The organism is Streptomyces sp. NPDC005784, assembly GCF_042871525.1.
GTDB lineage: Bacteria > Actinomycetota > Actinomycetes > Streptomycetales > Streptomycetaceae > Streptomyces.
Genome location: NZ_JBIAIQ010000083.1, coordinates 1 through 11,442, shown reverse-complemented (window position 1 = coordinate 11,442; position 11,442 = coordinate 1). Strand labels below are relative to the sequence as shown.

At 68.8% G+C, this 11,442-nt stretch carries 7 protein-coding genes and 2 pseudogenes; 5 read left to right on the top strand and 4 right to left on the bottom strand.

The window, feature by feature from the left end; translation table 11 throughout:
• Positions 1–277, top strand: a pseudogene (locus tag ACFYR3_RS45060) (hypothetical protein); the annotation flags it as partial.
• 9 nt (positions 278–286) lie between these two features.
• On the opposite strand, the gene ACFYR3_RS45055 reads toward ACFYR3_RS45060, so the two are convergent.
• Entirely contained in the window at positions 287–1,180 is an 894-nt protein-coding gene (locus ACFYR3_RS45055; protein WP_355857242.1) for a hypothetical protein, read from the bottom strand.
• Between the two features lie 342 nt (positions 1,181–1,522).
• Here ACFYR3_RS45055 and ACFYR3_RS45050 point away from each other — a divergent pair, with 342 nt between their 5' ends.
• The 4 genes and pseudogenes from ACFYR3_RS45050 to ACFYR3_RS45035 all read left to right on the top strand — a co-directional run bounded on the left by ACFYR3_RS45050 (position 1,523) and on the right by ACFYR3_RS45035 (position 6,636).
• The gene (locus ACFYR3_RS45050; RefSeq protein ID WP_356785239.1) at positions 1,523–1,678 is read left to right on the top strand and encodes a hypothetical protein; all 156 of its coding nucleotides are present in this window, start codon (positions 1,523–1,525) and stop codon (positions 1,676–1,678) included.
• Positions 1,679–3,936: 2,258 nt separating this feature from the next.
• A pseudogene (locus ACFYR3_RS45045) lies at positions 3,937–4,400 on the top strand (transposase); the annotation flags it as partial.
• Between the two features lie 3 nt (positions 4,401–4,403).
• Positions 4,404–4,664, top strand: coding sequence for a 4'-phosphopantetheinyl transferase superfamily protein (locus ACFYR3_RS45040; RefSeq protein ID WP_355857272.1), 261 nt, complete (start codon positions 4,404–4,406; stop codon positions 4,662–4,664).
• A gap of 304 nt (positions 4,665–4,968) precedes the next feature.
• On the top strand, positions 4,969–6,636 hold the full coding sequence (locus tag ACFYR3_RS45035; protein WP_389288176.1) for a beta-1,3-glucanase family protein: 1,668 nt from the start codon (positions 4,969–4,971) through the stop codon (positions 6,634–6,636).
• A gap of 512 nt (positions 6,637–7,148) precedes the next feature.
• Here ACFYR3_RS45035 and dacB read toward each other — a convergent pair.
• The 3 genes from dacB to ACFYR3_RS45020 form a co-directional block, all read right to left on the bottom strand.
• Positions 7,149–8,678 carry a D-alanyl-D-alanine carboxypeptidase/D-alanyl-D-alanine-endopeptidase gene (dacB, locus tag ACFYR3_RS45030; protein WP_355857263.1) on the bottom strand — a complete coding sequence of 510 codons (1,530 nt, stop codon included), beginning with the start codon at positions 8,676–8,678 and terminating at the stop codon, positions 7,149–7,151.
• 854 nt (positions 8,679–9,532) lie between these two features.
• Complete coding sequence (locus tag ACFYR3_RS45025; RefSeq protein ID WP_355857266.1) at positions 9,533–10,369, bottom strand: alpha/beta hydrolase; 837 nt, start codon at positions 10,367–10,369, stop codon at positions 9,533–9,535.
• Positions 10,370–10,889: 520 nt separating this feature from the next.
• On the bottom strand, positions 10,890–11,442 hold a 553-nt coding region (locus ACFYR3_RS45020; RefSeq protein WP_389288173.1), incomplete at its 5' end, for a zinc ribbon domain-containing protein.

Below are 11,442 nucleotides of genomic sequence, written 5' to 3'. Positions count from 1 at the left end.
CAGGAACACCACTGGCCACACACCTGGGTTTCTGATGGCCACCAGCCTGGTCATCCAACGGCCACCCACCTGGGCATCTCAGTGGCCGTTGACAGCCCGCAAGGGCGTCGAGTCCTCACGTCGGCTGGACCGGCACCGCTGGGTCGTCGAACGCACTGTCTCCTGGCTCTCGGGATGCCGACGCCTTCACCGCCGCCACGAACGCAAGCCCGAGCACCTCCTCGCCTTCACCTCCATCGCGGCAACCCTCACATGCCACCGCCGCATCACCAGATGAAATGACGTCCTAGCCACGGGGCTGAGTGCCGGGTGTCAGAGCAATCCAGGTGGTCTCGCTCTCCTGGATGACGTACATCGCATCCTTGTGCACGTTCCATCCCCGGGGGACGACGTAGTACCGGCCGTCACGCTCAAGGAGCAGCCGCAAGCCGGTGTAGCGGTAGCGGTTGAGCACGCTGCCCGGAAGGACTTCCTGCGTGACCTCATCGGACGGAAACGCCAGGGGACGGCTGCTGAGGACGATCACCCCGGTCCATTCGGTGACATGGCGGGCGCGGGATTCGGCGTCCCGTTCGGCTGTCCGCACGGTGACCTGGGTGAGCGTCCAGAAGAGAAAGGCCCCGGCGGCGAAGACCGGGAGCGCCCTGCGGCGGAATCCCACCGGTCTTCTCCCCCGGGAGTCCCTGCACTGACTCAGGAGGAGTCCTGCCGCGATGACGAGGGGGGCGGTCCAGCCGTACGGCTGGATGTCGGTCCACAGGGCAAGCAGCACCACGCCGACGACCACAACAGGCACGGAGAGACGGGCCGCCACGGCCTCGGCATTGGCGATAACGCGTGGCGCCGCGCCGCCTGGCGACCGGGTCGGGGATCGCAACGAGGGCGCAGTCACGACCAGCACGATGATCCCGGCGGCGACTAGGACCTCGAGCTTCAGCAGTTGCAGGCTCTGGGTCACCAACTCGCCGAAGCCCAGGTGGAGCGTGCTGAGGGAGATATGGAAGTACGCGTAAAACGTGCTGGTGTACATCGCGCCCAGATAAAACAGGAGCGCGGCGATGAAAGTCCCTTGCGCGACGATCGTCTTGAGGAGAGCGGTGGGGCGGTACGGGTCGGCCGCCGGCTGGCGCCGCGTCGCCTCCGGGTCCTGGGCCGGGTCATCCAGGGGCGGCTCGCTCACGTGCCGGCAGGCTCGGGCGTAACTGGAGGCTCGTCGGGCACCGAGGGCGCAGGCGAAAAGCTCGGGGCGGAACTCGGGCGGCCGGCATCGCCCTTGCTTGCCGTCGGTGGAGGCGGTGGAGGCGGAACGTACGGCTCCCCGGTGCCCTTCGGTGTCGACCCAGGCGACCTAACGGGCGCGGCCGTCGTCGACGTTGGTGAGGGCGGGCTCGAACTCACCTCGGGCGACGACGGCGCGTCCGCCGGGGCGGGCTTGTCGGAGCCGCACGCGACGAGCGCGGCGAGCAGGGCGCCCCGGATCCTGCGACCGGTCTTCTCCCGCATCCGACCTCCTTGATCGTTTGTGAGCATAGGGATCTCCCTCGTACGCGGCCCGGACCCACGCGTGGAGGCCCCGCCGCACCGCCTGATCGGACCATCGGACGCTGGTGAACTCGGCGCCGACCAAACCCTGGCGTTCCTCCGCGAGGTCGACGCGATCAACAACCGGCGCCGCTAGAGCCTGTCTGATGGGTCGGTGACCGAAGCTTCCGCTCCATCGTTCTGTTCCGCGTGGGGAGGGGCGATCTGTCTGACCGCGAGTGGCCTCGTCTGGAAGGGCATCTGCCGAAGGCCGTTGGCAGAGGCGGTGGAGCGACCCGTCCTGGCGCTCAAGAGCTTTCGGGCTGTGGCGACGAGGTACGGGAAGCGGGCGTACGTCTTTCACGGCGCTGTCACGGCCGCCCCTCTCAGCGGGACGTCAGCCACCACACCGTCAGGCTGACCATCCCCGACCCGGCCGCGCCAGCCGCACCAAGGGCAGCCTGTCGGCCCAGACGGCGCCAGAACGCCGCCCGGGAGGCAGACGAACGTCGGTTCTTCTGAAGCGTGGTCATCGCGGTTCCTTCTGGTCCATTGCTGAGGCAGGTGCGCCCTGCGATGCGATGGTGACCCATCCGCAGGCCACGCGACCGCGCAGAAAGCCCTTGCGAGCGTTGCCATCCGCAACGGCAGCACGACGTTGCTGTTGCCGTTCCAAGTGGCAACACTGCATAGCTGATAGGGGAGTTGCCGCTCGGTGATACTGACCCAATGCACAACGGACAGGTGCCCAAACAGGCACAGCCGGCGGTCACCTCGATGGTCCGCCCCCAGGTGCGCCTGGCGGATCTCAAAGATGATCTGGCTCCGGAAAAACGCGCGCTGGCGGAGGACCTGCGGCAAGTCTTTCTCGCCCTGGGTATCGGCGTCCGCCGTTACGCTGCGCGCCGCTTTCTCGACGCTGGTACCGTCACTCGCTACCTCAATGGTCAACGGGTCCCGCCGTGGGACTTCGTCGCAGGGGTGATCGCGGATGTACAGGATGCACAGCGCCCCCTCACCCCCGAAGCCGAGGAAGCCCTCAGGGACCTGCACCGTCAGGCGCTGAAGTCCCACCAGCCCAGCAGCAAGGCCCAGGCCCTGCAGGACAAACTGGCCGAAGCCGACGACGAAACCCGTCGGATCACCACCCGCCAACGGGCACTCGAGGAAGCCCTGCGGGACCGGGAGAGCCGGCTGGAGCACGTACGGGGCCGAGTCCGCAACCTCGAGACCAACCTCGAAGGGCAACAGCTCACCCACCGCACCGAACTGGAGGTCTGGCAGGGGGAGTACACCCGGCTGCAAGAGGAATGCGGAGACCTGCAGGAACAGGTCATCTACCTGCAGGAGTCACTCGCAGTGGCCCGCGCGGAGCTGATCGCCGCCGAAGACCGGTGCCACCGCCTGGAGATCCAACTCGACACCGTTCAAGAACTCGGCTCGGACGGCGACGAGGACAACGACAGCCCATCGATCATGGCCATGCTGGAAGAAGCCGACCGCAGATCATCCGTGCCCGAGCTCGTACGCGCGGTGAGCGACCTGGAACTGCGCACCCGCCAGGCCATGGCAAGCGAACTGGTAAGAGCGGCAAGCCAGTCACGCACAATCGAAGAAGTAGTCGGACTCCTGTCAGCCCTGAGGCAGGCAGGCTTCGACGCCCACGCACAGACCGCATTGCCGGCCATGGTCATGGTGCGCTCCATCGACGACACCAGCGCGCTTGCACGTGAGCTGACCCGCGAAGGGCTCGAGGAGTACGTCTTAATCCTCGTCCAGGCATCGGTGAAATTCCACCAGCCCGAGAACATGGCCGCGCTCGCCATCGCCCTGCACCGCTGCGGGCTTCCCCAGCACGCCGAAAGCCTGCTGCAAGCAGCAGCGGTGGTCCGGCCACTGCACGACCTGGTCTTCGTCGCGCTCACACTGACCGACACCGAACTCGACACCACAGTCGCAACCGCCATGGCCACTGCGGCCGCCCAACGACCCCTGGCCGACCTGGTGACCCTGAGCATCACCCTGCGCCAGGCATGCCTGGGCCGGTACGCCGATGTCCTCCAGACCGAAGCCGCCTCCATCCGCTCCGCAGCAGACGTCGCCGAGCTCATCCGCTCACTGACCGACCACGGCCTGCAAACCGACGCCGAGACGGTCTTCGCCCACACACAGCAGCGGAGCGTCGGACATCTCATCCCCCTCCTGCACGTCCTGCGGGACGGACGCGCCTGGACCGTACTGGCCCAGGCCGCAGACAACCGCCCGACAGACGACATCGCCGTCCTGATCGACGAGCTCTACATGTCAGGGCGACACCAACTGGCCACGGACCTCCTCATGCTGATCATGGACAGGAGGCAACCCACGCAGATACGGCAACTGATGGAAGCCCTGGACCTCCTGGCTCCCGGGTCAGAAGCGATGCTCGATGACGACGTCGTGCTGGTGGTGGATGAGACCGGCGATGCGGAGAAGGGCATCGCCGAGGTCGGCGCGCAGCGCCAGTACACCGGAACTGCCGGACGCATCGAGACCAGCCGGGTCGCCGTCTGCCTCGTCTGCTCGCCCCCGTCCCGCGGACATGCAGCGATCGACCGGGAACTGCATGTGCCGCGCTCCTGGACCTTGGACGAGGTCCGCTGTCGGGTCGCCGGGATACCCGGAGAGGCCGTCTTCGCCACGAGGCCTGCTCCCGCCGTCTGCATGATCGGCCGCACCCTGGACGCCGGGGTGCGTGCATCCTGGGTGACCGGAGACGAGGTCTACGGAGGCAACCCGCGGTTGCGGGCGCACTGGAGGACCGCCGGGTCGGCTACGTCCTCGCGGTTGCCCGTGATCACCGGATCGCCACCCGGGCTGGGCAGTTGAGGGCCGATGTCCCGGTGAACGCCCTGGCGCCGGGAATCGACCGGCAGACCGCGGTACAGAAGTGCTGGACACGCAAAGAGGCACTCCTCAAGGCGGTCGGCATCGGGATCTCCCGTGACCTCGGACGCATCGAGACGAAGCCCGGGTCGGACAGCGCGGTGGTGTCAGGCTCCGGCACCACGGCCCGGGCTCCTCGCAGCCGGCTGCTCGCAGCGTGCGCCCCGGCCCCGCCCACCTGTCCGCCGTCGCCCGCCGGCCGGGCTCGGGCCCCCTGACGATCCACCGTTACGCCGCCGAACCGGGCCCCGGACCTGGGCCCTGGACCCCGTCGGGGGGGCCGGGCACCGGCGAGGGAGATCCATACCTCACCCGGGCCGGCGCGAGCCGAGTGGTCGTTGCACTTCGGGCGCGGGGGTTCCCGGCGAGGTGCGGGCGCCGTTACGTGGAGGTAATGGTTCCGCAACCTTGACTGTATTGGTCCAGTCCAATAACGTCACCCCCGCACAGAACCGCGCATGAACCAACTCCCCCCGACCGTCACCTTGCTGACGGATCGTCACCCCCTCCGGGAGGGCCCCTGTGGTTTCCCGACGTTCCTTCCTGACCGCGGCCGGTGTCCTCACCGGTACGGCTGCACTCAGCCCGTTCTCACCGCTCTCGCCATTGGCTTCCACCGCTGCGGCAGCGGGAGTCTCGCTCCCCGTGAATCTGGCGAACAACTCCGGCCACGACACCGTCTACGCCTACATGTCCGGCACCGACAGCAGCGGCTGGCCGGTGTTCGTCTCGGCGAACGGCGCACTGAACCGGCTGCCCAACCCGTCGTCGCCGGTGACCCCCATCGCCGACTACTCGATCGCGCTGGGCGCCTCCGGTTCGGCCGCCAGGACCATCACCCTGACCGACTACATCATCGGCGGCCGCGTCTGGTTCTCGGTCGGCCAGAAGCTCCAGTTCTTCGTCAACCCGGGCTCTCCGCCCGGCGTGGTGCAGCCCGCCCTGGTCAGCTCCGACCCCAACTGGGCCACCAACTGGACGTTCTGCGAGTTCACCTTCAACAGCGCCAACCTCTACGCCAACATCTCCTACGTCGACATGGTCGCGCTGCCGGTCTCGATGGCCAGCACCGGCAGCGGAGGCACCCAGTCGGTCAGTCCGCTGCCCGCCGGCGCCCTCGCCTCCATCGCCTCCGGCCTGCAGACCCAGCACGCCTCCGACGGAGCTCCCTGGGACAGGCTGGTGGTCACCGACTCCTCCGGTGCGGTGCTGCGCGTCATGGCGCCCTCGCACTCGCCGGTGGACTTCGGCACCTACTGGAACGACTACCTGAACCGGGTCTGGAGCCACTACGCCTCCACCCCGCTGACCATCAACGGCCAGGGCAGCATCGGTTCCTACACCGGCACCGTCTCCGGCAACGCCATCGTCTTCTCCGGTCTCAACACCAACGGCGTGCCGTTCACCAAGCCGAGCGCCATCGACATCTTCGGCTGCGCGTCCGGTCCCCTCTACAACTCCGGCGGGGACGCCCGCGGGGCGATCGCCGCCCGGCTCGCCGCCGCGCTCAACCGCAGCTCGCTCCTGGTCCCGGGCGGGAACAACAACCCCGACGGCGTGACCCCCTCCCAGTACTACCAGGACTCGATCACCAACCACTACGCACGGCTCGTCCACAAGTACGCCAGCATCGGCTACGCCTTCCCCTACGACGACGTCGGCCCCACCGGCGCGGCCCCCGTCGACGGGCACATCCAGGACGGGGCGCCCACCTCGTGGAGCATCACCCTGGGCGCCGGCAGCGGCTCCGGCGGAGGATCGGGGGGCGGCTCGGGCACCGTCAGCGCCTACAGCACCATCCAGGCCGAGTCCTACTCGGCGCAGAGCGGGACCACCACCGAGAGCTGCTCCGACACCGGCGGCGGCAGCGACGTGGGGTACATCGCGAACGGCGACTGGCTGAAGTTCTCCTCCGTCGACTTCGGTTCGGTCTCCCCGAACCAGTTCAAGGCCCGGCTGGCGTCGGGCGCGGCCGCCGGTGTCAGCGGTGCCGTCCAGGTGCGGCTCGACAGCACCACCGGCACGAAGATCGCCGAGATCGACTTCGCCAACAACGGCGGCTGGCAGAACTGGCAGACCGTTCCCACGAACATGGCCGCCTCCGCCACCGGGGTCCACGACGTCTACCTGGTCTTCGCGGGCAGCAGTTCGGACTTCACCAACATCAACTGGTTCACCTTCACCAGCTGACCCCCGGCTCCGCAGCAGCAGGCGCCGCGGGCACAGCACTGTTCGGCGGACCGATATACGACCGAGGCGACGGTCTCGCGCCGCGGCCCGGCCGATGTGCGGTCCGCCGGCAGCGGTGCAACCGCCCCACCGGGGCGGTTGCACCGCTGTCGGGCCGGCAGGCCTTCAGCCCGGCTGCCGCGGGCAGTGGCCGGAGCACTGCGGGGCCGACCGGTCCGGGGACTCGTACGACGGCGGGCCCGCGGCGACCGGCAGACAAATCGCCGGCCGGCCTCCGGCGGGGGATCTCCGGCGGCGGCCGTCACCCGCCCGGCGAACTTCCGTGCCAACAGCCCGTGCCCGCAGCCGACATCCAACGCGTCGCCACACCCCTCGGCGCCGTACTGCCCGGCCGGGGCCACCGCCCGACCCCCGTACCGACCGCCGGAGTGTCCACGGCACGGGGGTCGCCTCATTTTCGAACCGGACCCCTCCCCTGTACTCCGGGCGGTCGTGCGGCGGTTTTGGCGGCGCTATTTGTGTGCCGAGGCCTGCTCCTGGAGGAGGGCGGTGATCTGGTTGACGTCGTTGAAGATGCTGAGGAAGCTCTGCAGATCGGGGCTGGAGGCGCCGTTGACGCCGACGAAGAAGGTCAGCAGGCGGCCGTCGTCGGTCTTCAGGTAGCCGGCCTCGTTCTGGGCCGAGGCCGCGAGCTGCTGATTCAGCTTGTCGTCACCGAGAATGGTGCCGGGCTTGGCGAAGACCTTGCCCTTGGCCGGGCAGTTCGTGGTGCAGGAGATCCCGTTCGAGCCGTCGACGCCGAGGATCGGCAGCAGCCTCCGGAAGGCCTTGGCGTCGGGGGTGTGCAGCCAGTAGGTGAGGAGCTCGACGAGGCCCTTCGGGGTGACCCGCTCGGCCGGCACACCGCCACGCCCGTCCGCGAGCTGGAACTGCTTCGGGTCGATCTGCGCGACGTCGGTGAGGAAGTCGTGCTCGATCGGGAACGCGTCGAAGCAGTTCTTGCTGCCGCGTGCGACGGCCATGTTGCACAGGGCCAGGTTGGCGCCGAGGTTGTGGCTGACCTTGAGGATCAGCTTGGCGTACTGGCTGTACGGCGGGGAGACGTACGCGGCGACGCGGGGGTCGTTGCGGTAGGAGGCGGGCAGCTGGTTCTGCGGGTTGGCGCCGGTGGGCGGCGCGGTGACGGTGACGCCGACGCGGCCCAAGGCCTCGATCAGCGCGGTGCGGCCGAAGGCGTTCGGGTCCTGGATGTCGGAGACCCGCAGCAGTGGCTGCGAACCGGCGGCGATGGTGCCGGAGAGGTGGATCTGAGTGCCGTCGGGCGTGGTGGTCACGTTGACGGAGGTGGTCCCGCCGCTGGAGACCGTCCGGACGCTGGAGGTGACGTGGTACGGCGAGACCTGCGGGCGCCAGAACAGCTTTGCCGGCCGCCCGGGCGTGGTCGGGGTCGTCAGCAGGTCGATCAGGTTGTCGTTGAGGATCAGCGGGGTGGGCTGCGGGCTCAGATCCGGAAGGTTGAACAGGCGGGGGTCGATGATGACGTTGCCGTCGACCCTGGTGATGCCGGCGTCGCGGATCTGCCGGGCGATCTGATCGATGCCGGCGAGCGGGTTCTCGGGGGTGAGGGTCGCGCCGGGGAGTTCGGCCTCGGTGTGGTCGATGTCGGTGTAGTCCACCGAGCCGTCGGGCTTGGTGCGCCCGCCCATGGTCAGGTCGCCCTGGGCGACCAGCGCCAGGTTCCCGTGCAGCGTCGACCCAGTGCGGGTGCCGGTCGCCATCACGGGAGTGGTGAAGCGGTGGTTCGGGCCGAGGGTGTGCCAGGCGGTCGAGATGGTGACCAGCTTGACCGTCGAGCCGGGGACGAAGAACTGGTTCGCGAACTGGGAGTGGATCACCCGGCCGCTCTCCGGGTCCGTCTCCAGTACGCCCCACTGCGCGTGCTCGTAACCGGGCTTGTGCATGATCGCCTCGATGGCGGGCCCCAGGTCATCGCCGTGCGCCGCCGCCGGAGGGCCGGCGGCTGCCGCCCCCGCCAGAACCACGAGTGTCGCACCAGCGGCGGACCAGGTCCGGAGCCGGCCACAGATCATCGGTCTCATGCATTCCGCCATTTCTGGAGTCGAAGAAGCCGAGTCGAAGAAGCCCGCATCGCACGGGGCCGACTCGCACGGGCCCTAGTCGCGGGGCGCTCCTGGCGGCATCGTAAGAACGCGAACCGCGCACGTTCCGCTGCTCGGCGCCGTGCCGACAGCGCGGGGGACAACTTCATCCGGTCGGCCGATCGCCGAAGCCGAGGACACCGGGAGTCCGCACAGAGTGAGCCGTTTGTGCAACAGACCCGAAGGTTGTTGCACAAGGCTGCGGGTGGGCGGTGTGCTGTGTGGTTGCCGCCGGCGCCGGTCACCGGCCTCGTCGAGGTTCTTCACCCGGTCGGTGCGCGTCGTTGCCGGGGTGGCACGGGCCGCATTCGGCAGCCGGCGTCCCCCCACGGCGTCAGGTCGGCCTCCCGGCCGTCGGAGGCGATCAGGTACGCCGTGGTCATCACCGAGCCGTCGTTCTCGTCTCGGCCTCGGGGGCAGCGGCGTCAACGCCGCGAAAGGCGGTGCTGGGTCATGGAGCATTCGCCAGGGCCGCGTGCACCGTGGATGCGACCCGGCCCCGTGGGAGATCGGGCCGAACGTACAGCAGGTGGTCGGTGATCCCGCCCTCAAGGGCGGACTCCCGTAGCCGCTTGGTCAGTTGCTGCAGCAGCCCGTCTCGCCGGGCGACTGCAGGCCCTCGACGCGGGTGAGGCCCGAGTTGCCGGTCGGCAACTCGGGCCTCACCCGTGTCCTGGCGGCGAGGACGAAGCCATGGGGCGGCGTCCTGCCAGGGCTTGAGGATCAGGAGCGGCTTGTCACCCGCGCGCGTTCTTGGCGATGCTCGCGACGATCTGGTCGTGGAGCGGCGCGGGCAGGTCGTGGCCCATTGCCTCGAGCGGCAGGTAGGTGGAGTCGGCGATCGCGGCGTGGGTGGCCTCGCCGCCGGCGATTTTGATCAGCGGATCTTCGCCACCGTGGATCACCAGCGCCGGGAGCCTCAATTCCTTGAGTCCCTTCGTGCGGTTGGGCGCGATCAAGGCCGCGGTCACCTGGCGTGTTCCGCCCTCGGGGTGCTGCGCGCGGTCGTATGCCTGCGTCGCCAGCGCGAGGCGGCGCTCGCTCTCGCTGTCCGCATAGGTCTTCGAGCCGATGGTCGCGTACAGGCCGGCGATCTGCTTGATCGCGTCCTCGCGACCGGGTGGCAGCGGCTTGGTCAGCTCCTGCAGCACATCGCCGTCGGCCATGCCGATGCTGATGTGCGGCGTGCTCATGATCGAGCACAGGCTGAGCACGCGATCCGTGTGCTCGATCGCGAGCAGTTGGGCGATCATTCCGCCCATCGAGGCGCCGACGATGTGCGCCTGCTCGATGCCGAGGTGGTCGAGGAGCTCGACCGTGTCACGCGCAAGGGCCCTCAGGTAGTACTGGCTCGGTGTGGTCTTCCACTCCGTCAGACCGCTGTCGCGGTTGTCGGGGCGAATCACCCGGTAGCCCCGCTCGCCGAGCGCGTCGACGATCTCCTGCGGCCAGTGGATCAGCTGCGAGCTGAGTCCCATGATCAGCAGCAGCGGCTCCCCCTGCGGGTCGCCCTCGTCGCGGAAGCACATCCTCACCGTCGTCAGATCCGCGAACTGATCGCGCTTGTCGTTCATGACTTCCTCTCCGGCAGCTGAATCCCCCCTGCCTGCCAACAGCGCCGGCTCGGCGCGCGGTGGGAGTTCCGCAACGCCGGGCCCGGCGTCGTGCTGGAAGGCAGGTGGGGCGGGCCCGACGGCCCGTCCGCAGAACAACGAGTCAGTGATCAAGGAGACACGCCCTGGCCCCGGGCATATGCCCGAACGTAAACGCCCTGCTCAGGCCATGCCGCCTCGGCCGTCCGGCCTCTCACCACCACCTCGACCGTGCCGAAGTCAGCGGTCCCCGTATCGACTCCACTTCGTCGATCCCGTCGGACACGAGAACGCTGCGTCGGTCTGCACGACCACCGCCGTCATCGGCCACAGCCAAGGACGGCCGAGGACGGCCGAGACGGGTCGGCACCTGACGGAGCGTCATTCCTGTCTGTCGGCCGGTGAACGTCGAGGTCGGTGGACATGCCGGCGCAGCGGCGGCCGGGGAAGCCACAGACCGGTTCCCGGCCCGGGGTACGGCGGCAGCGTGGTTCAGGACCGGTTAGCAGATGCCGCGGTAGGGCAGTTCCGGGATGTACTCCTTCCACTCGACGCGCGTGAGGCCGCCTCCGGTGCGGCGACAGGTCCGCGCAGCGATCTTGACATCCTCCCCCTCTTTAAAGAGGGGGATTCCAGCCCGTGCGGGTTGGGGTTCACGGGTGTTCGAACGGCCGGTGGCCGTTGTCACCCCTCCGGCACCGGCTGTTCGCCGGGGGCGGGGGATCCCGCCCTGTCCTGCCGCGACATTGACTGCTGCGTTGGTATCGGCGTTGCAGGTGAAGGCGCAGGAGGAGCAGACGAACTCGGCTTGGTTCTTGCGCGAGTTCTTATCAATCCAACCGCAGGCGGAGCACCGCAGTGAGGTGTAGGGCGCGGGGACGTCCTCGATGCGGCCCGGGGCCTTGTGCCCGGTGCGTTGGCGCAGCAGGCCCCAGCCCTGGGCGAGGATCGCCCGGTTCAGCCCGGCCTTCTGTGCGACCATCCTGCCGGGTTGTGCCACGGTGCCCCTGGCCGAGCGGGTCATGTTCTTGATGTTCAGTTTCTCGAACCGCACC